The 20044-nt window shown below is 64.2% G+C and carries 19 protein-coding genes; 8 read left to right on the plus strand and 11 right to left on the minus strand.

Features of this window, described 5'->3' with window-relative positions; all coding sequences use genetic code 11:
* Positions 1-1323, plus strand: a 1323-nt coding sequence (locus tag VFW45_15345; GenBank protein ID HEU5182158.1) for a tetratricopeptide repeat protein, incomplete at its 5' end; no start/stop codon positions are given.
* An 86-nt stretch (positions 1324-1409) separates the two neighbouring features.
* Here the strand turns inward: VFW45_15345 and VFW45_15350 are convergent.
* From VFW45_15350 to VFW45_15375, 6 genes are all read right to left on the minus strand, one after another.
* On the minus strand, positions 1410-2090 hold the full coding sequence (locus VFW45_15350; protein HEU5182159.1) for a hypothetical protein: 681 nt from the start codon (positions 2088-2090) through the stop codon (positions 1410-1412).
* 148 nt (positions 2091-2238) lie between these two features.
* The gene (locus tag VFW45_15355; protein ID HEU5182160.1) at positions 2239-2547 is read right to left on the minus strand and encodes a BrnA antitoxin family protein; all 309 of its coding nucleotides are present in this window, start codon (positions 2545-2547) and stop codon (positions 2239-2241) included.
* Entirely contained in the window at positions 2525-2800 is a 276-nt protein-coding gene (locus VFW45_15360; protein ID HEU5182161.1) for a BrnT family toxin, read from the minus strand. Before VFW45_15360 ends, VFW45_15355 begins: the two co-directional genes overlap by 23 nt.
* A 133-nt stretch (positions 2801-2933) precedes the next feature.
* Complete coding sequence (locus VFW45_15365) at positions 2934-3581, minus strand: hypothetical protein (protein ID HEU5182162.1); 648 nt, start codon at positions 3579-3581, stop codon at positions 2934-2936.
* 85 nt (positions 3582-3666) lie between these two features.
* Positions 3667-4023: a PadR family transcriptional regulator gene (locus VFW45_15370; GenBank protein ID HEU5182163.1), complete on the minus strand. Its 357-nt coding sequence runs from the start codon at positions 4021-4023 to the stop codon at positions 3667-3669.
* 165 nt (positions 4024-4188) lie between these two features.
* Positions 4189-4557, minus strand: coding sequence for a VOC family protein (locus VFW45_15375; GenBank protein ID HEU5182164.1), 369 nt, complete (start codon positions 4555-4557; stop codon positions 4189-4191).
* Positions 4558-4779: 222 nt separating this feature from the next.
* Here VFW45_15375 and VFW45_15380 point away from each other — a divergent pair, with 222 nt between their 5' ends.
* Positions 4780-5265: a VOC family protein gene (locus VFW45_15380; GenBank protein ID HEU5182165.1), complete on the plus strand. Its 486-nt coding sequence runs from the start codon at positions 4780-4782 to the stop codon at positions 5263-5265.
* Here the strand turns inward: VFW45_15380 and VFW45_15385 are convergent, their stop codons facing one another.
* The 5 genes from VFW45_15385 to VFW45_15405 form a co-directional block, all read right to left on the minus strand.
* A complete protein-coding gene (locus VFW45_15385; protein HEU5182166.1) occupies positions 5266-5892 on the minus strand; it encodes an isoprenylcysteine carboxylmethyltransferase family protein in 627 nt (208 codons plus the stop codon).
* 1 nt (position 5893) lies between these two features.
* Positions 5894-6361, minus strand: coding sequence for an arsenate reductase ArsC (locus VFW45_15390; GenBank protein HEU5182167.1), 468 nt, complete (start codon positions 6359-6361; stop codon positions 5894-5896).
* Between the two features lie 128 nt (positions 6362-6489).
* Positions 6490-6912: a hypothetical protein gene (locus tag VFW45_15395; GenBank protein HEU5182168.1), complete on the minus strand. Its 423-nt coding sequence runs from the start codon at positions 6910-6912 to the stop codon at positions 6490-6492.
* 33 nt (positions 6913-6945) lie between these two features.
* Complete coding sequence (locus VFW45_15400; protein HEU5182169.1) at positions 6946-8175, minus strand: VCBS repeat-containing protein; 1230 nt, start codon at positions 8173-8175, stop codon at positions 6946-6948.
* On the minus strand, positions 8172-9650 hold the full coding sequence (locus tag VFW45_15405; GenBank protein ID HEU5182170.1) for a serine hydrolase: 1479 nt from the start codon (positions 9648-9650) through the stop codon (positions 8172-8174). Before VFW45_15405 ends, VFW45_15400 begins: the two co-directional genes overlap by 4 nt.
* Before the next feature lie 101 nt (positions 9651-9751).
* On the opposite strand from VFW45_15405, the gene VFW45_15410 reads away from it, so the two are divergent.
* The 6 genes from VFW45_15410 to VFW45_15435 form a co-directional block, all read left to right on the plus strand.
* Entirely contained in the window at positions 9752-12304 is a 2553-nt protein-coding gene (locus VFW45_15410) for a protein kinase (GenBank protein HEU5182171.1), read from the plus strand.
* Between the two features lie 133 nt (positions 12305-12437).
* Complete coding sequence (locus tag VFW45_15415) at positions 12438-13799, plus strand: hypothetical protein (GenBank protein ID HEU5182172.1); 1362 nt, start codon at positions 12438-12440, stop codon at positions 13797-13799.
* Positions 13800-13856: 57 nt separating this feature from the next.
* Positions 13857-14594 carry a hypothetical protein gene (locus VFW45_15420; GenBank protein HEU5182173.1) on the plus strand — a complete coding sequence of 246 codons (738 nt, stop codon included), beginning with the start codon at positions 13857-13859 and terminating at the stop codon, positions 14592-14594.
* Positions 14595-14626: 32 nt separating this feature from the next.
* Entirely contained in the window at positions 14627-18031 is a 3405-nt protein-coding gene (locus tag VFW45_15425) for a GMC family oxidoreductase N-terminal domain-containing protein (GenBank protein ID HEU5182174.1), read from the plus strand.
* A gap of 33 nt (positions 18032-18064) precedes the next feature.
* Positions 18065-19753: a GMC family oxidoreductase gene (locus tag VFW45_15430; protein HEU5182175.1), complete on the plus strand. Its 1689-nt coding sequence runs from the start codon at positions 18065-18067 to the stop codon at positions 19751-19753.
* Positions 19754-19845: 92 nt separating this feature from the next.
* On the plus strand, positions 19846-20044 hold a 199-nt coding region (locus tag VFW45_15435; protein HEU5182176.1), incomplete at its 3' end, for a hypothetical protein.

Here is a 20044-nt window from a genome sequence, read left to right on the forward strand (position 1 = left end):
AGGCGCTATCAATCGGCGCTGGAGGTGAGCAGCGACCTGCAGAATCTCGAGGGTATGCGCGGGTCGCGGCCGACTTCCGGCCCCGGCTCCGGCGCCGCAGCTCCGTCATTGATCACTCGCACCGGCCCCGGCTTGGCGGAGCGCGCCTCGATCGCCGTCCTTCCCTTCGACAATCTGAGCGGCGACCCGACCCAGGAGTATTTCGCCGACGGCATCGTCGAGGAGATCATCACCGGCCTGTCGCGCATCAAGTGGCTATTGGTCATCTCCCGCAATTCAACCTATCTCTATACGGGGACGGTGGTGGACGTGCCGACCGTCGGCCGGCAGCTGGGGGTGCGCTACGTGCTGCGCGGCAGCGTGCGGCGCTCCGGCGACAAAGTGCGCCTGACCGGCCACCTTGCCGCGGCCGACACCGCCGCGCAGGTCTGGGCGGACCGGTATGAAGGGACGCTCGGCGATATCTTCGCGCTGCAGGACCAGATGACGATGAGCATCATCGCGGCGGTCGAGCCGACCCTGCGCAAGGCGGAGATCGAGCGGGCCCGCCGCAAGCGCCCCGAGAGCCTGGACGCCTACGATCTGTTCCTGCGCGCGCTGCCTTTCGCGTCCACCGCCATGCCGGAAGACGCCGACCGGGCGCTGCCTCTCCTTGAGGAGGCCATCCGCCTCGAGCCGGACTATGCCGCGGCACATGGCTTCATCGGCTGGTGCCACGAGCAGCGCTATCTGCGTGGCGGGTTGGAAGCGGACGTACGCCAGGCAGGGATCTGCCATGCTCACGCGGCGATCGAGGCGGGGAGCGACGACGCGATGGCGCTGGCGATGGGGGGCTTCGTCGTCGGAATCCTGGAGCGCGACTACGACCTGGCCCTGGACGCCCTCGATCGCTCCCTGGCGCTCAGCCCTTCCTCGGCACTGGCCTTCGGCTTCAGCTCGATCGTCCGCGCCTGGAAAGGCCTGGACCGCGAAGCGGCCGAGCATGCCCGGATAGGTATCCGTCTCGGCCCGTACGATCCGCTGATCTATCTGCCCTACATCGGCCTGGCGTATGCAGCCTTTTTCCTTGGAGATTTTGAGGAAGCCGCGAGCGCCGCGAGCCGTGCGGCGGCGGCGAATCCACGCTTCAGCGTGCCGCGCTACGTGCAGGCGGCGGCGCTGGCCCGCCTCGGAAGGATGGAGGATGCGCGCGCGGCGGCCAAGGTAGCGCTGGAGCTGCAGCCGGGCCTGACCCTCAGCGGCCTGATGTCGGGGAACATCACGACGCCCGAGCGGATGGCCCGGCTGGGCGACGCACTGCGCGAAGCCGGGGTGCCGGAATAGGGCGGCGCACCTCGGGACCATTGCCTTCGTGGCGACGGTCGTAGCCCTTGCCTCCAAGGCGATCTACGAATTGCGGATGACGATTCTTACGCGCGGTGGTCGCTGGGGTGTGCCGCCGGCCGTCGCGAAGCGAACAGCCCGCCCGCGAGATTGAAGAGGAGTGGGCGGAGCAGGTAGAGCATCGCCACCAGGAAGAGTGCTTCCATTCCCTCTCCGGCTGCGTACATCCCGCTGGAGGCGTTTTGACGATCGATGATCGTGGCGACCGGCGTTCCGGTGGTGGAGGATTCGATCTGGATCAAGATGTTCCGCTCGAGCACCACTGCCTCGTACGAGAGGACCCAGACCAGGACGAACACCGCCAGCTCGAAGAGGATGCGCCACCCGATGGCGAGATTGCTGAGGAATCGCTGATATAGGTCGCGCGGCTCCGGCGATCGATCCTTCAACGAAGCAATGACGACGAGTCCGAAGGGACCCGCAGCGGCAAGCAGAATCCATCCGAGGGATCGCTTTCTGGCCCTCAGCACAAAGCAGCAGCAGGCAATCCACAGGACCAAGGACAGTCCGGCCGTCCCCATCAACACGCCCTTCTGGGTCCAATCGAGCAGCAGGTAGTTGCGCGTGTAGTTCGTGGTGCCGTTGGCCATCTCCGGATCGACGAGATGGGCCGCCGCGGCCCCCACGATCGTCGCCACCGGAATCAGCAGGCAGCTGATTATGGCGGCCAGGTAGGATCGCCTCGCATCCAGGAATCCGCCGGCCACCTTCTCCACCTCCGCCGAAAGCTCGGGCCTTGCGACGCCGAGCCGCGGCGAAGAATATAGGGTCGGAGTGCAAGTGCTGCAAGGAAAAGAGTAAGGAGATTCGGGGCAGCAGGAGAAGAATCTTACGAGCTTACCCGGAGCTGCGACGTTATCCCGTGCGTTTGCGCGAAGAGCGAGTGCGCTTGGTTCCAAGACCGGCACCACTTGCCCTGTACGCCGCGGTTTCCTCGCGAATGATGCGACGAATCGTCTGGGCGTCTATCCCTTGGGGGCTTTCTGCGAGAGCAGTCCGCAATGCCTCGTTGATCATCGTCTGGTAGCCGCGCCCAGAGGCCTCGGCCCGCTTACGAAATGCATCCAAAATGTCGTCATCCAGAAAGATCGTGATGCGCGTCTTCCCCGACGACTTCACCACCGGGCCTCGTCTTGCACTGCTAAAGTCGTATTCCTTCTTCATACTGCCGGCGCTCCCTCCGAGTGGCATGACGGGCCGAGATGAGCCGCAGGTCTTCGTCCCTTTGGGAGTATACGACGACCACGGTTCGTCCTAAGTGATCGATTCCTATCGTTACGAACCGTCGTTCCGATGCCGATGTGACATCTTCCTGGGTGAGCGCCATCGGATCGAACAGGGCAGCCTCGGCATCTGAGAAGTGAATACCATGCTTCAGGTAATTGATCCTGGCCTTGCGAGGATCCCGAACACTCACATATATGCATATACGGACTTGATGTCAAGGTCAGGCTCGACCGAACCATGCTCGGCCCGTCATGCTGTGAGGTCAAGGATGTGCCGCCTGCCGGAAAGGGCCTGCAACTCTTGGCTGAGGTATGGAATGGGATCTAGTCGCTGTTCTGCGCAGCGCGCCGAAACAGCAGCGCGGAGGCGACAAACAGGGCGGTGAAGATGCCGTTGAGCATGATTTCCCGCAGCTCGAAGCGGGACATGGCGACCGCGATTGCCGTGGCCAGCACGTGGGTGATCGCCATGACGAACAGGGTTCGCGCCATTCCTTGCGCCTGGAAATGCGCGATGGCAGCGCCGATGATTCCAACGAGAGGCACTGCGAAGAACAGCAGGTTTTCGGGATTGCCCTCGTCCCCGATGATGCCGACGGCGAGATTCGCCCAGACCAGCAGGAGCGATGCGGCGAGTCCGATGCCGGCGGCCAGGCGGTACGCCATGCCACCTCTCCTCCGCAGCAGCTCGAACGAGGCACCCGTTCCAAACAGCAAGCCGAACGCGGTCAGAAAGTCCAATGGCCCCCACACGACGTCCTCGGTGAGCTGCATTGCCACCAGGGGCACCATCAGCAGGAGCCCGGTCCCGATCGCGATGCGGAGTATGTTTCGATTCTGAATGCCAAGCGTCGTCATGTTCTCTCCAATGATTCCTGATGATGTCTCGATGAATACCCAGACCGCCAGGCCGAACAGTCCCTTTCGTTCCTCCGCGCGCTCGCGGCACAAATCGTTGAACGTCTGCTCCATCCCCTTGCCGAAGCGCTCGCGGTACGGCTTCGGATAGAGGCGCAGCAGCCGCGCGTACCAGTGCCGGTACCTGCGTATTGAAAGCTCATACGCCATACGCGAGAGGCTTCGGCGATAGCCGCCTTGCGACGGCGACGACCTCACGGTACCGGTCCAGCTCCGCCGCGAGGGTTTTCTGTCCGAGACCGGTGAGGGTGTAATAAACCCGGCGCTCGTCGTCGAGCTCCGGGTCGACCTTCTTGTCGCTCTCGCGTATCAGACCCGCGTCCAGCATGCGGCCGAGCGAGCCGTAGAGGGTCCCCGGCCCCATTTTCACCTTGCCATGGGAATCGGCCCCGACCTGCTTCATGATGGCATAGCCGTGAAGCTCCTTCGCCGAGAGCGCCAGGAGGATATGGAAGACCGCGGGGGTGAGAGGGGCGTTCAGTACGTTCTTCACCATGCCGGAATACTATATCCGTAACGGATATATGTCAAAGATCCAGAGCCCTTCTTTCGGAGGGACCGCATCATTATTAAGTAGCATCGACCCGGTTGCGGCCGGTTGGTTACCCCGTGAGTCGCTTCAGGAAGGTGACCTCAGCGAACAGGCGGCGTGCCGTCCGAGCTAGGCGGCAGCTTCGAAAAGCTCTATCGGATTGCCGTCGGGATCTTCCAGAAGAATCTGCTTGCCTCCAGGGCCTTCGACAATCTCGTTGCGAAAGCGCATGCCGTTGCGCTTCATCTCCGCAACACGCGAGACGAGATCATCGACCTCGATGACGAGGCGGTTCCATCCGCCCGGTTCGGGACGGCGCCCGTCGGGCATCGGGCGGGCGGCCGAGCTCTGAGGTCCGGCGAGCCAAAGCGTCAGGTCGTCCTTCTTGACCATGGCAATGATTGGTCCCATTTGCTTGTCGAGCTTGAACCCGGCGTGTCCTGTGTAGAAGGCGATGGCACGATCGACATCGCGGACCATGTATCTGATGGTAGCCATTTTCTACCTCCGAAGAAGCTGCTTGGTTCGACCGAGAGCCTGATTTCGTCGCAGCACCATCTGGATTATCTGCCGCCAGCGCCTCACTCCCCAATTTTGAGCGCCTGTTGATTCATCGCCCCGGAGGGATTCCGGAGCCGATCCGTGACTGCAGCGGCAACCGGTAGGAGAATGATCGCATGAGCGGATTGACCGTGCCGTCCGCCGACGAAAGGAGGAAGTATGCGGAAGATTACTCCTTGTCTCTGGTTCGATGACAACGCCGAGGAGGCGGTGAAGTTCTACACGACGGTCTTTAAGAACTCGAAGATCCGGGGGACGACTCACTATGGTGATGCGGCCTCGAAAGGGGCCGGAAGGCCGAAAGGGTCGGCGATGACCGTCTTGTTCGAAATCGAAGGGCAGTCATTCCTGGCGCTGAATGGCGGTCCGGTGTTCCAGTTCTCACCGGCGATCTCGTTGATGGTGAATTGCGAGACGCAGCAGGAGATTGACGATCTGTGGAGCAAGCTCTCCGCCGAGCCGGCCGCCGAGCAGTGCGGCTGGCTGAAGGACAAATACGGCATCTCCTGGCAGATCGTCCCCGCGTTCCTGGAAAAGATGACGACCAGCCAGGAGCCGAGGAAGGTTGATGCGGTCATGGAGGCGCTGATGCCGATGAAGAAGCTCGACCTCAAGGTGCTGGAGGAGGCGTATCGGCGCGGTTGATTACAAAGAAGCCTCGCCGTCTCCGGTGTTCGGTTGTCTGGCAATCCTGCGCCTGCTTGGGAGCAGTCGCCGGAGGGGCGGCAGAACCGCACCGGTCGTCTTGCGGTATTCGTAGTAATCGGGGCCGAAGCGCGTCGCGAGCGCCAGCTCCTCGACGCGCAGCCAGAGAACGCAGGTTGCTGCGTAGATCAGCACCAGAGCCAGAGCGGCGCCCGACCTGCCGAGTACCGCTGCCGACAACATGAGGAGGCCCAGACCCGCGTTTTGCGGATGCCGGATGTAGCGATAGATGCCCGTGGTGATGAGCGAAGGCATGGAGAGCCCCCAGGCCGTTCCAACCGTGTGAAACTTCGACCTGCCGGCCAGGTGGAGAGTCATCCCGAGGATTGCGAACGCTCCACCCAGGACTCGACTCGCAAGCGTAGGGATCGGCAGGCTCCACGCACTCCACAAGGCGCCCAGCAGGACAGCCGACCACAGCGAGGCGTAGGCGAATACCGCCGCACCGAAAGTTGCTCGCGATATCGCGTGATTCGACAAGAGCTCGCGGCGCGCCCGTGCCGACGCCCACAGCGCCGACACCAGATAAAGTGCGGCCCCGGACGCGAACAGCAGCAACGAGCGCATGTCAGGCGCCGGGCTCTCGGGTATCGGTTGGATCCGACTTGCCGAGAAGCCGGGGGAGCCCCATGACGAACTCCCGGAGCTCGTCGCGCACCCGGCGGTAATGTTTGAGAGCGTCTTCCTCGCTGCGTGCCTTCAGCGAGAGTGAGGGCGGATCGTCGAAGCCGACATGGATGCGCCGGATATCGTCCGGAAGAGTCGGGCACATCGCCTTGGCATTGTCACAAACCGTGACGACCCAATCGATGTCCGATCCGGCCAGCTCCTCGATATGCTTGGAGCGCTGGCTCGAGATGTCGATCCCGAGCTCCGCCATGACACGCACGGCGCGCGGATCGAGCCGCGTCGGGAGCACGCCCGCGGACCGGGGGTCGACCTTCTCGGGCCAAAGCTTTCGCGCCCAGCCCTCCGCCATCTGGCTGCGGCACGCATTGCCGGTACACACGAAAACGATTCGCCATCGTTCCGGCATCTTGGTGACCTCCAGCGAATCGCCTGTCCTTCCCCAATCGCCATTCTCGCATCCGTAAGCTCGGAAACACCTCCGGAATTAACCGTAGGAGGTTGTGCCTGAGAGTACGCATGGCCGTGAGGCCTGGATTAGTGAGTTGAGTCCGGACAGACCAGGCGTGGGTTGGTTGCAAGATAGTCTTCGCGCTGAGAAGAGGCCTGCGCCTCCTCGGCGGCGGACAGCGGTTTGTACATCCGGCCGAACGACCAGCCATAGCCCCACCGATAAGGAGTGAAGAAATAGGGACCGCCACCCGTTCGAACACCCGCGAAGATTAGATCTGCCAGCTTGCCGCTGCCTGTCGCAGAGAGCACGCAGCGCTTGAGACCAAGATCGGCCTTGAGGCGCTCATCGGCCGTGCCGCCTCGCCAATAAGCGAGGTCATGAGCGAGACAACACCGGCACCAGTCTGCCTTGCCGAGCGGCGATCGGTCGGGGAACATACTGCAGGCGTCCGTGGAGAAGGGTTTCATCACGGGAACCGAAGCGCACGCCGAGAAGATCGCCGGCACGACGACCACCAGAGCGCAGACCGCTCTCCGCACCTATCGACTCAGCAGGACGGTCACGGTTTCTGAATCCAGACTGCTCGTCACCACATCGGGCTTGCCGTCGGCGTTCACGTCTCCGGCGGCGAGCTGCCATGCTCCTTTGCCGGTGGCGAACGGCGAGCCGGGCGCCGGGGTGAAGCCACCTCGACCGTCGCCAAGCATGACGCGCAATCCCTCGCCCGCGGCGGCCAGCACGTCGGATTTGCCGTCCCGGTTTACATCGGCGACCGCAAGGTGCCATGCCGCGTGGCCGAGGTCGAACGGCGAGCCGGCCGTCTCCGTGAAGCCGCCCTTGCCGTCTCCAACCAGGACGGTCAGCTCGCTGCGCTCAGCATGGGTCGCCACCAGATCGGGCTTGCGGTCGCCATTCAAATCGGCAATTGCCACGAACCATGGCGAGGCTGTTCGCAGCGGAACGGGGGCCGCGCGAAACCCGCCGTGCCCGTCGCCGATGAGGACCGTCAGCGCACGCGCCGATGATGATTCGCGGCGCTCCGTAGTGGTGGCGATCAGGTCGAGATCGCCGTCCCCGTCGAGGTCGCCCAGCGCTCCGGGATAAGGGCTGGCGCCGACCGGGAAGGACGTGGCGGCGGGTTCGAAGCGGCCTTTGCCGTCACCGAAGGCGACCGACACATCGTTGTCGGTGCTGTTCACGCTGACGATGTCCAGGCGGCTGTCGCCGTTCAGGTCGCCCGCAAGGAGGCCGTGCGTGTGCGGGTGCTGGCCTTTTTTCATGGTCAGCGGGGAAGCAGGGGCGAGGGCGAAGCCGCCCTTGCCATCGCCGAAGAGAAGGATCACATCGTAGCTGTCGTGATGCGCCAGAGCCAGGTCCTGCCTTCCGTCGCCGTTGAGGTCGCGCAGCAACATCTCGGTGGCCTGGTGGGGCAGGGGACCGCCGGGCACGATGCGAAACCGCCCGTCGCCCCGGCCGAGCAGTACCCTGATGCCATTCTTACTCGCGACCACCAGATCCGGCTTGCCGTCCTGATTCAGCTCGCCCAGCGCCAGGCTCCCCGTAACCCCCGCGACGGCGATGGGAGAATCGGGTGCCGGCGCCAGCAAAGGTCGCTGCGCGGGCTGCGCCGGCTGCGCGGCCTGCGAGAGAAAGGCACCACCGAGGAACCCTCCGAGCACCATCGCCAGAAGCGGTCTCATGACACGCTGAACCTGCACGCGCTGCTCGAAATGGGGATCTTTCGACTCGAAACGCAATGGCGTGTTCATTTGAGCCTCTTTGCGCGCAAGGTCTGCCCATCGGAGACAGCCTCCAGACGTGTGACTCGTCCTCCCTCTTTGACGAATACCACCTGAAGAGGTCGCACCTTGAGAAAGAACTTCGACTTTGATTCCGCGAACAGCTCGGACTTGGAATTCCTGGGGATGTCCAGGAACAGCCTCCCATCTTCCTGGCTCACGGTGAGGATTCGATTGGGAGGCGTCTCAAGCTGATATTGTCCGACATAGGTGTCGAGGGTCTGAGGTCCCAATTGGATGGGCACGCGCGCCCGGGCCCGGCGTATCTTGAGCCACTTCGCCAGGGCTGATTGGGAATCACGCTCGCATTCACCTCCCTTGGAGTCTTCAAACAGGAACAGGCGAAGGAACGTGCAGGCGAAAACATTACTGGTGATGTCCTCGCTCCCGGCTGCGAACTGGTGATCACTGAGCGCCTCGCTGTTGGCGAGCATGACGAGCGAAAGATTTTTCCCCGGCACCTTGAGGTAAATCGCGGAGAAACCTGTGCCCCAGTTCCCGAAATGCCAGATCAGCCTGACTCCCTGATAATCGCTGACGAACCAGCCCAGCCCATGAGGAAGTCGCCGGCCACTGTTCGAGACGAACGCCGTCCAGGCCTTCTCCTGCGTCTCCTTTTTCAGAAACCGATGCTGATCAATCGCCACGTCGTATTTTGCCATGTCCAGAACGGTGGATAGCAGCCCGGCAGCCGCGCCGAAGGAATCCCTGGGAGGGTAGGAGACGTGAATCACCTCGCCGTCGCCGTAAAGCGTATAGGGCTGAGCCAGCTTCGACAGGTTGCTTGCATAGCGCTCGAGGTTCTGTTTGCCCAGAGCCGACCATTTTCTCGCGTCGTCCGCGACGTCGTGACCCGGAACGCTGCTGTCCATCGCCAATGGGTCCAGGAAAGTTTCGACCATCACCTGGCGCAGCGGCTTTCCGGTCTTCTTCTCGATGACGGCCGTCAGGTAGTCGTAGCGATCCCCGCTGTACTGATATCGCTCTCCGGGCGTCCCTTGAGAGGTATGGCTTAACAGGTGCTTGATGCGGACCGAGTCATCCTTGAAATCGCCCGAGTAACGGGACATCGGCTCATCCAGGTCAAGTTTCCCCTGCTCGACGAGCTGCATGACCAGGGTCGCCGCGAATGTCTTGGTCAGGGAGGCGATGTGGTAAAGGGTATCGGCGCTAGCGGGAATGCGCTTTTCGAGGTCGGCGAAGCCGAACCCCTCGGTCCATAGTGTCTTTTGATCCCTGATGATGACCGCGGACATGCCGGGGATCTTGAGGAGGCCGCGAAACTCATCAACCTGTTTCTCGAAACGTGACACTCGTTGCTTGTCTTGACTCGTGGTATCGACCTTCTCCGTGTCCGGCGTTTGAGCCGACAATCCGTTTGCGTTGACGGCCAAAGCCAGAGTGCAGAAGAACCGCGCAAGAGTACTGAATGTGCTGGATTTCACCAGTTACCCCTCTCCACTAAGCAGTCCTGTGAGGTGGTACGTCGTTTCCCATGGTTTTGTTTTGGCCATGATATCCTTCTCGCCCAGAGGGATACGACCGAATGACCCTGTCACCCGGGAAAACGCTGTCGCACTACCGGCTGCTCGAGGAGATCGGGCGGGGCGGGATGGGGGTGGTGTACCAGGCGCTCGACACCAAGCTGGACCGCAAGGTGGCGCTGAAGGTCCTCCCGGAAGAGGCGACGGCCGACCCCGAGCGGCTCGAGCGCTTCCGCCGTGAGGCCAAGGCAGTGGCGGCGCTCAACCATCCGGGGATCGTCACCATCTTTTCGGTGGAGGAGGCCGAAGGGGTCCACTTCCTGACGATGGAGCTGGTGACGGGCCGCACGCTCCAGGAGATCATTCCGGGTTCCGGTCTCAGCCTGGACAAGATCTACCAGATTGCCATCCCGCTGGCCGAGGCTCTCGCGGCCGCGCACGAGCGCGGCATCGTCCATCGCGACCTCAAGCCTTCCAACATCATCGTGACGCCCGACGGCCGGGTGAAAGTCCTCGACTTCGGCCTGGCAAAGCTCCTCCTGCCGAAGGACGCCATCCCGGAGGGCAGTCTCGAGGAGACACGGACCCTCGCCACCGGCGAGGGCAAAGTCATCGGGACCGTGCCCTACATGTCGCCCGAGCAGGTATCGGGGAAGGCGGTCGACTCACGCACCGACATCTTCTCTCTGGGCATCATTCTTTATGAGATGGAGACGGGGAAGCGCCCCTTTGCGGGGGAGAGCTCGGCGGAGCTGGCCTCCGCCATCCTGCGCGACCAGCCGCGCTCGATCAGCGACATCCGCTCCGACCTGCCGGGGCACCTCGGATGGGTGACGCGGCGCTGCCTGGAGAAGGAGCCGCGACGGCGCTACCAGTCGGCCCTGGACATCAGCAACGAGCTGCAGGATATCAAGAGCGGCAGCAGCTCCAGTGACGCCTTGTCGGGCCAGCTCATTCCGCGCTCCGGACCTGGCGTCCCCGGAGTCCCGGCGGTCCGTCCACCCTCGGGTGAGACACCGGTACCGTATCAGTACCAGGTGCCGTCGCAGTATCAGAGCCAGACACCGATCCCGTACCAGGCGCAGCCAGGGCCACCCGTCAAGGCGCCTACACCCATCCGCAACCTGGTCTTCGCCGGCTTCATGGCATGCATCGGTCTGGGTGTCGTGGTCGTGATCTTCACGCGCCAGCGGCCCGTCCCCGCTGTCACCATTAATAGTGATGGCGTGAGAGTGGGACAGGGGGGCCTGCTGACTCCACCCGGCGTTCCCAATCCTCCCGGCGTTCCCGGCTCGCACCCGCCCGGACTCCCCGGCACCGCCCCCGGCAACATCGCCTCCGTCGCCGTGCTTCCCTTCGTCAACATGAGCTCGGATCCCGACAACGAGTACTTCAGCGACGGAATGACCGAGGAGCTGATCAATGCGCTGGCGAAGGTCCAGGGATTGAAGGTACCGGCTCGCACCACCGTCTTCGCGCTGAAAGGCAAGCAGGTCCCGGTGCAGGAGATTGGCGGCAAGCTCGGCGTGGCCACCGTGCTGGAAGGCAGCGTGCGCAAGGCGGGGGAGCGCATCCGCATCAACGTGCAGCTTGTCGGCACGTCCGATGGCAATGCCCTGTGGTCCGAGGAGTACGACCGCGAGGTGAAGGACGTCTTCGCGGTGCAGGACGAGATCTCCCACCGCATTGTCGACTCGCTCAAGGTGAAGCTGACGCCCACCGAGGCGCAGGCCATGGAGCGCGTGCCGGCGAGCAACTCGAAGGCCTACGAGGCCTACCTGCGCGGCCGCCGCTTCCACTGGTTGGGCGGCGCGCGGAACTATCGGGCCGGCCGGGAGATGTTCCTCAAGGCGATCGACATGGACCCGAAATACCCGCTGGCCTGGTGCGGTCTCGCCGACGTCGCCTCCTACGAGTACATGTACAGTGAGAGCACCCCCGCGAAGCTGAAGCTGGCCAACGACGCCTCCCAGAAGGCGCTCGAGCTGGCCCCCGATCTGGCGGAATCACACGCCTCTCGCGGCCTGGCGCTGAGCCTGAGCAAGGATTACGCCGGCGCGGCGCGCGAGTTCGAGACCGCCATCCGGCTCGACCCGCGCCTGTTCGAGGCCTACTACTTTTACGCGCGCAGCTGCTTCGCGCAGGGTTTGCGCGAGCAGGCGGCGCACCTGTTCGAGCAGGCCATGAAGATGCGGCCGGAAGACTACCAGGCACCCGCCCTGGTGCGCGGCGTCTACGCAGCGCTTGGTCGCAACGCCGAGGCGGACGAGATGCAACGCCGGGTCGTCCGCCTGGTCGACGACCAGCTCGCTGCAAATCCCAACGACGCGCGAGCGCTTTACCTGAGCGCCGGCGCGCTGGTGTCCCTCGGCCAGAAGGAGAAAGGATTCGAACGGGCGCGCCGCGCCGTCGCCATCGACCCCACCGACACCGGCACCCTCTATAACGTCGCCTGCCTGTACAGCATCGACGGACAGAAGGAAGAGGCGATGACCTACCTGGAGAAGGCCGTCGCCAACGGCTTTGCCCAGAAGGCCTGGATCGAGAACGACGACGACCTCAACAACCTGCACGACATGCCGCGCTACAAGGCGCTCCTCGCCAAGATGAAATAGCGTTCGATCCCCGCCAGGTCCTCCACCCCTCCATTCCCCCAAAATAGTTCGTGCGCTTTTCTCTCCCCGGGCGTTTATATGACTGACGAGACTTCTCGCACAGATCGGAGTTGTGGCCGGGCGGCGGAAAAGCATGAATACCTATCATCTCGTTCCCGGAGTCGCGACGGCATCGGATGCGACCGCGCTGGCTCTGGCCGTGTCCCTGAACGGTCCTCCCGCGCAGCCGGGTCAGGCGTGGATTCAGGCCAATGGTGGGAAGTTCGCGATCCAGGAGTGGTCGTCCTGGCTGACCCCCGACGGCGATGCAGGGGTGTTATCGGCCCGCGTCGTGCTCAACGGCCTTCAGCCGAAGGCAAGGATGCCCGTATCGCTTTACGCGGATGACGCGGAGGTTGCCTCGGCGATCGTGTCGACGCTGCCGAATCGCCTGCCGACCGTCGAGGAGCCTCCTCTGATCCTGATGCTTGGCTCCTGTTTCTGCGCGAGGACCGACAAAGGGGGCAGTCTCGGCAACCGCTTCGGCAGCCTCCCCGGCGGGTTGCGTCCCGATCTGAAGATCCTGTGCGGCGATCAGGTCTACCTCGACTCTCCCTGGTACAAGTTCCTCGTGCCGCACACCAAGAACGACCTGGCCGGGATGTTCTTGCGCAATTATGCCGATGCCTGGGGTCAGTCCGGGGAGCTGCAGGGTTTCGAGCGCCTCCTTTCCGACGGATCGGCGATCTTCACTTCGGATGACCATGAATTCTGGAACAACGCGCCCTACCCGTCGTCCTTCTCCACCAACACCTGGACCGACCAGGGACGCAAGGATTGGTGGGAGATAGCCTCCCGCCTGTTCAAGGCTTTTCAGACCGATGCTCCTCCGGTGCGTCCCCAGCCCATGGTCATCGGCGATCTCGAGATCTTCGTCGTCGATTCCCGCCTCGGCCGGAGCGATGACCGGACCACCTTCATCCCGCCCGCCGACATGCAGCGGCTGGTCTCATGGATCCGACAGCTGAAATCGCCCGGGATCCTGATCATTGGCCAGCCTTTGTTCCATGAGAAGGCGGGGCTGATGGGAAAGGTGGCTGACTGGAACCTCCCCGACTTCGAGCAATACGCCGAGCTGTGCCGCGCCCTCCTGGAGGCGCCCCAGTCTGTCGTCATCCTGACCGGAGACGTGCACTACGGCAGGGTCGCGGGCGTCGTGACGGCCGGGGATGTCGAGATCGTCGAGATCATCGCCTCTCCGATGAGCCTCGTGACCGGAGGAGACAAGCGGAAGTGGAAGCCCGCTCCCGACCTCTTCCCGCCTGAATCGATCCAGGGCCTGCACCCTCTTCCCGTCAGGAAGCTGTCGACGTGGGAGCGCGGCGAGGACCACTTCGTGACCCTGGAGCTGTGGCAAAGCGGCGGAGGACTGGGGGTGCGCGTCCGCTCCTGGGAGAGCGGCTCTCATGACGGAATGCCCGCGCCGGTGTTCGAGCACGTTTTTCGGAGGAGCTGAATGGACATCAGACGTTCGACCGCTTCACGTAGAAACCCCCTCGTCAAAGAGGCGCCGGTGGCTCGCGGGAAGGACGGCAATGCACACTGGCTGGGCGAGCGCGCCCTGCCCGGCGCCATCATCCTGATCGGAGGAGCGTCCTTGAGCGACTTCCGGATGAGAGTCGCGCAGAGCCATCTGCGCCACGATTTGCTCCCCAGCTTCTGGTCGATGGCCGGTCTGGCGGATTCCAAGCGGTCCTTCCTGACCGTGCCCCTCTCCGCCGGGGGAGACTCCTCGGACATCCCCTCGTCCAACGGCATCCGGCGCGTGCCCTTCCAGCAGGTCGACGATCAAGGCAGATTCCCCAACGTGGCGGTCATCAATTTCACCGAGCCATCGGCCGGGATCGTCTCCAACATCCGGAAGCTGACGACCCGGCGCCACGCCCTCGATCTTCCCTCGATGATGCTGCCGTGGCTGGCGTTTCTCTGGGGCGCGGGCAGCAAAGCCAATCCCCTGAACGACGGCCAGGGAACGCCGGGCGCCGCGCTGGTGGAAACGGCCTTCGGGATGGCGGGGATCGAGCTGACGCCGGGGCTCACCTCGACGGCGAGCTGCCCGGAGGCGATCTGGCAGTCGGCCCTCTGGTGGCACGACTATTACGCGAAGACCGCCGACCAGGGCGGCACGCGGGTGGCCACGGAGCTTGGAGTCAAAGGCAGCTCCGCGAAGGTCAAGGCCATCGTTCCGCAGGGACAGTATCGCCTCGGCCAGGTCGCGGCCGCGGTGACCTGGGAGAAATCCCAAAACTGACGGTACTCCATCCCTTCCCACGGAGGATTGAAATGCGCCGCCTCTCCCGCCCCGTCGATCAGATGAAGAACCACTACGACATCGTCGTCATCGGCTCCGGCTACGGAGGCGGTATCGCGGCCTCGCGGCTGGCCCGAGCGGGGAAGAGCGTGTGCCTCCTGGAGCGCGGACGCGAGCTGATCCCCGGTGAGTACCCGGACACCGAGCCGGAAGTGGTCCGGGAGAGCCAGGTCGACACCAAGGCAGGCCACCTCGGCTCGCGGACCGCCTTGCTCGATTTCCGCGTCAACGAAGACATCAACGTCGTCGTCGGGTGCGGGCTCGGTGGGACCTCGCTGATCAATGCCAACGTATCGATCGTTCCCGAGACCCGGGTCTTCGCGGATCCCTGCTGGCCCGGCGCCTTGCGCGACGACGTCGACACGCGGCTGAAGGAAGGCTACCGGCTCGCGACCGAGATGCTCAAGCCGGTGGCCTACCCCGCGGATCAGCCGCCCCTCGCGAAGCTCGCGGCCCTGGAAAAATCGGCGGGGCAGCTCGGCGAGAAGTTCTACCGGCCCAACATCAATGTCACCTTCAAGGACGGAGTCAACCATGTGGGGGTCGAGCAGCACCACTGCAATGGCTGCGGGGATTGCTGCTCCGGGTGCAACGTCGGCGCGAAGAACACGACACTCATGAACTACCTGCCGGATGCCTCGAACCACGGCGCCGAGATCTTCACGGAGGTCGGCGTGCGCCGGCTGGAGCATCAGGGGAGCGCATGGCACGTCCACTACCAGGTCCTCGGCTCGGGCCGGGAGAAGTTCGACGCTCCCACGATGTTCGTCGCCGCCGACGTCGTGGTGCTGGCGGCGGGCACCCTGGGATCGACCGAGATCCTGCTGCGATCCAAGGCCGCGGGCCTGCCCCTGTCGGAAAAGCTGGGAGAGCGGTTCAGCGGCAACGGGGACGTCCTCGGTTTCACCTACAACGCCGACACCAAGGTACGCGGCGTGGGCCTGGGGCGGCGTGACGCCGACGAGGTGAAGCCGGCGGGCCCGTGCATCGCCGGCATCATCGACGCGCGGCAGAAGCCCAATCTGGACGACGGCATGATTATCGAGGAAGGGGTAATCCCGGGGGCCGTCGGTGGCATGGTGGGACGGGCGATCTCGAGCGCCGCGGCCCTGTTCGGCAAGGACACCGACAGCGGCGCCGCCGACGAGCTCCGCGAGAAGCAGCGGGAGCTGGAGAGCCTCGTGAAGGGGCCTTACGCGGGCGCCGTGGCCAACACGCAGACCTACCTCGTGATGACCCATGACGGCTCGTCGGGAAAGATGCAGCTCGAGAAAGATCGGCTGCGCATCCATTGGCCCAAGGTGGGCGAGCTGCCGATTTTCAAGCGGATCAGCAACCGGCTGCTGGAGGCGAGCAAGGCCCTCGGGGGGACCTTCGTGAAGAATCCCCTGTGGAGCAAGCTGACCCATCACAACCTGACGACGGTGCATCCGCTCGGAGGCTGCGTCATGGCGGAAGACGCGGCGGCGGGGGTGGTGAACCACAAAGGCCAGGTCTATCGAGGCACGATGGGGACGGAGGTCCACGACGGACTCTATGTTTCCGACGGCTCGGTCGTGCCTCGCTCCCTGGGCGTCAATCCGCTGCTGACCATATCCGCCCTGGCCGAGCGCACCATGGCCCTGCTCGCCAAGGACCGGGGCTGGGTCATCGACTACACCCTGCCGTCGTCGCCCGCGTCCCTCGATCCGCAGGCGAAGCCTCGCCCCGGGATCCGCTTCACCGAGAGGATGGCCGGTTTTGTCTCCAAAGCGGAGAAAGGGGACTTCCAGAAGGCCGCCGATCGCGGCAAGCAGGAGGGATCGACCTTCGAGTTCGTGCTGACCATCGTCTCGGCGGATGTCGACGCGATGCTCGCCGACCCCGGTCATCTCTGCCGCGCCGTGGGCACGGTGAAGGCACCCGCGCTGTCGCGCGACCCGATGACGGTGTCGGAAGGAACCTTCCGGCTTTTCGTGAAGGACCCGGACCACGTCGAGACGCGTCAGATGGTCTATGACGCCCCGATCGCGACGGCGGAAGGGAAGCAGTACCACATGCACGGCTTCAAGGCCATCCACAACGACAAGTCGGGCATGGACTCCTGGGCGGACACCACGACCCTGTTCGTCACGCTCACCGAAGGCGCCGGCGGCAATGGAGCCATCGTCGCCAAGGGAATGCTGCACATCGACCCGAAGGACTTCATGGTGCAGATGTCCACCATGGAGGTGACCCACGTCGACGACCCTCGGGTCAAGATGGAAAAAACGGCCGCCTTCGGGAAGTTCTTCGCCGGAGTCCTGTTCGAGACCTACGGCGGAATCGCCGCGAAGCCCAACCCCTTCGACGGCTCCCCGGTCCCGCTGCGTAAGAAACGCCCCCTCAGGACCGGCGCGCCGGAGGTCCACTACTTCAAGACGGCGGACGGCGTGGCGCTGCGGGTGAAGCGGTATCACGGCGGGAACAAGGGGCCGGTCGTGATGGCTCCGGGGTTCGGGACTTCCACCACCGCTTTCGACACCGACACGATCGAGACGAACCTCCCGGAGTTCCTCCACGCCAACGGCTACGATGTCTTTCTCTTCGACTACCGGGCGAGTCCCGAGCTGCCGAGCTCCGGATCGCTCTTCACCCTCGATGACGTGGCCCGGAAGGACTGGCCCGCCGCCATCCAGACGATCCAGGAAATCAGCGGCGCCGATTCGGTCCAGATGGTGAACCACTGTGTCGGATCGATGACCGGCCTGATGGCCGTCCTGGCCGGAATGCAGGGAGTGCGCTCGATGGTCTGCTCCCAGCTGGGGTTGTTCCCGGTCACCGCCCCGGCCAACGAGATCAAGGCTGGGCTGAGGATGGCCTCGTTCCTGACCGCGCTGGGGGAGACCCAGATGGACACCAACCGGCCTCCCGACGACTGGCGCAGCCGCCTGGCCAAGATCATCATCCAGCTCTACCCCCCCAAGGAGCTGTGTCAGAACTCCGTCTGCCACCACATCCGGATCATCTTCGGAGAGAGCTACAAGCACGCCAACCTCTCGCAGGCGACGCACGACGCGCTGCACGAGATGTTCGGTGTGGCGAACCTCAAGAGCTTCGAGCACATCCTGTTGATGATCCGGAAGGACCGCGTGGTCGACGCGAAGGGGAAGGACACCTACCTTCCCAACGCGGCCAGGCTGAAGATGCCGATCACCTTCATTCAGGGGGCCGACAACGGGTTGTTCCTTCCCGAAGGAAGCCTGAAGACCTATCGCTTCCTGTGCGAGGCGAACGGCAAGGAGCAGTACGCCCACATCATGATCCCGAAGTTCGCCCACATGGACTGCTTCGTCGGCAAGGAAGCCGTGCGGGACGTCTTTCCGACGATCCTCCTGGAGCTGGAGAAGCACAACTAGGGCCGCCGCCGCGGCGCCGTCGAGGAGCTGCTCATGCACCTGTCCAGTCCGCTCGACTCGATCAAGGAGCACTACGAAGTCGTGGTGATAGGCTCCGGCTACGGCGGCGGCATCGCCGCCTCACGCCTGGCCAGGGCGGGGCGCAAGATCTGCCTGCTGGAAAGAGGCCGCGAGCGCTGGCCCGGCGAGTACCCGGACAGCCAGCTCGAGCTGATGCACGAGCTGCAGATCAACGGGCCTCTCGCGCACACCGGATCGCGGCTCGGCCTGTACGACGTGCACAACAGCCACGACATCGCGGTTCTGGTCGGGTGCGGTCTGGGAGGCACCTCGCTCATCAACGCGGCGGTCTGCTTCCCGCCCGATCGGCGGGTCTTCGAGGACACCCGCTGGCCCGAGGCCCTGCGCCAGGACCTCGACGGCCGACTGGCGCGCGGCTTCGAGCGCGCCCGGGAGATCCTTGATCCCCGGACGTACCCCGATACATTCCCCCGGCTCAGGAAAGCCGGCCTCCATGAGCGCGCCGCAAGCAAGATGGGAGCGAAGTTCCAGCGCACGGAGCTGGCGATCGCCTTCGCGGACGGACGAAACCGCTTCGGCGTGGATCAGAAGGCCTGCTCGCTATGTGGCGACTGTGTGACCGGCTGCAATCTCTGGGCGAAGAACACGACCCTCATGAACTACCTGCCCGACGCCAGGGCGCATGGTGCCGAGATCTTCACTCAAATCGACGTCCGGAGGCTGGCGCGCAAGGAGGGGCGCTGGGAGATTCACTACCAGGTCCTCAAGACCGGCCACGAGAAAGCCGCCGTTGCGACGCGCACCCTCTCGGCCGATGTGGTGGTTCTCGCGGCGGGAACCCTGGGGTCCACGGAGATCCTCCTGCGCTCGCAGGCGGCGGGGCTGCTGCTGTCCGACAAGGTGGGGCATCACTTCTCGGGCAACGGCGACATCCTCGGCTACAGCTACAACGGCAACGAGCCGGTCGATGGCATCGGCTTCGGAAAAACGCCTCCCCAGGAGGGGGCCGCCGTGGGTCCTTTCAATACCACGGTCATCGACTTGCGGGATCCCGGGCAGCGCACCGGACTGATCGTCGAGGAGGGCGCCATCCCCGGAGCGATCGCGCGGGCCTCCGCCGCCATGCTGATGCTCAACGCCGCCCTGGCCGGGAAGGACACCGACGGGGACGACCGGGCGCGCGAGAAGCGCCAGGAGCTCGAGACCATCACCTCGGGTCCCTACAAGGGCGCCATGCGCAACACACAGACCTTTCTCGTCATGACCTTCGACGATGCCAACGGGCGGATCACCCTGAAGGAGGACCGGCCTCGCATCGACTACCCGGGTCTCGGCAGGCAGGAGAACGTGCTGAACGCGAACCGGAGGATGCTCGAGGTCACGAAAGCCCTTGGAGGGACCTACGTGGCCAACCCCTCCTGGAACCGGCTGACGGGCTATCAGGTGGCGACCGTGCATCCACTCGGCGGATGCATCATGGCCGATGACTCGGGCGGCGGCGCCGTCAACGACCGGGGCCAGGTGTTCCGCGGGAGGACGGGGCAGCAGGTCTACGAGGACCTCTATGTCTGCGACGGCTCGATCGTGCCGCGCTCCCTCGGCGTCAACCCGCTGTTGACGATTTCCGCGCTCGCGGAGCGCGCGGTTGCTCTTCTCGCGGAGAAGCGAGGCTGGACCATCGACTACACGCTGTCCGCCTGAGCGATCGGACCGGCCCGAGCGCCGTGGCGGAAGAACGCGCCGGGAGCGTAATCGGCACGACCTGAAAGGGGAGGCTTGGGATGAAAAGCTTGTTGAGGTGGGTACCTATTCTGATCGCCCTGGCAATCGGGGCTTCGGTCGCGATGTGGCCGCCTCTGAAGTTCCGCGATCTGAGCGGCGTCGAATTCGCGTCGCGATTCTCGACGCTGGTGCTCTTCTCGCTCCTGATCGAGCGCACCGTGGAGATCGTGATGAGCATCTGGCGCGCGGAGGAGGCGAACAAGCGTGAGC

This window comes from Candidatus Polarisedimenticolia bacterium (assembly GCA_035764505.1).
Classification (GTDB): domain Bacteria; phylum Acidobacteriota; class Polarisedimenticolia; order Gp22-AA2; family AA152; genus AA152.

Coding starts and splice junctions, on each gene's coding strand:
- VFW45_15355 (HEU5182160.1), bottom strand. CDS start 2,547: ATGAAGAAGGAATACGACTTTAGCAGTGCAAGACGAGGCCCGGTGGTG.
- VFW45_15365 (HEU5182162.1), bottom strand. CDS start 3,581: ATGGAGCAGACGTTCAACGATTTGTGCCGCGAGCGCGCGGAGGAACGA.
- VFW45_15370 (HEU5182163.1), bottom strand. CDS start 4,023: ATGGTGAAGAACGTACTGAACGCCCCTCTCACCCCCGCGGTCTTCCAT.
- VFW45_15375 (HEU5182164.1), bottom strand. CDS start 4,557: ATGGCTACCATCAGATACATGGTCCGCGATGTCGATCGTGCCATCGCC.
- VFW45_15380 (HEU5182165.1), top strand. CDS start 4,780: ATGCGGAAGATTACTCCTTGTCTCTGGTTCGATGACAACGCCGAGGAG.
- VFW45_15385 (HEU5182166.1), bottom strand. CDS start 5,892: ATGCGCTCGTTGCTGCTGTTCGCGTCCGGGGCCGCACTTTATCTGGTG.
- VFW45_15390 (HEU5182167.1), bottom strand. CDS start 6,361: ATGCCGGAACGATGGCGAATCGTTTTCGTGTGTACCGGCAATGCGTGC.
- VFW45_15400 (HEU5182169.1), bottom strand. CDS start 8,175: ATGAACACGCCATTGCGTTTCGAGTCGAAAGATCCCCATTTCGAGCAG.
- VFW45_15410 (HEU5182171.1), top strand. CDS start 9,752: ATGACCCTGTCACCCGGGAAAACGCTGTCGCACTACCGGCTGCTCGAG.
- VFW45_15415 (HEU5182172.1), top strand. CDS start 12,438: ATGAATACCTATCATCTCGTTCCCGGAGTCGCGACGGCATCGGATGCG.
- VFW45_15425 (HEU5182174.1), top strand. CDS start 14,627: ATGCGCCGCCTCTCCCGCCCCGTCGATCAGATGAAGAACCACTACGAC.
- VFW45_15430 (HEU5182175.1), top strand. CDS start 18,065: ATGCACCTGTCCAGTCCGCTCGACTCGATCAAGGAGCACTACGAAGTC.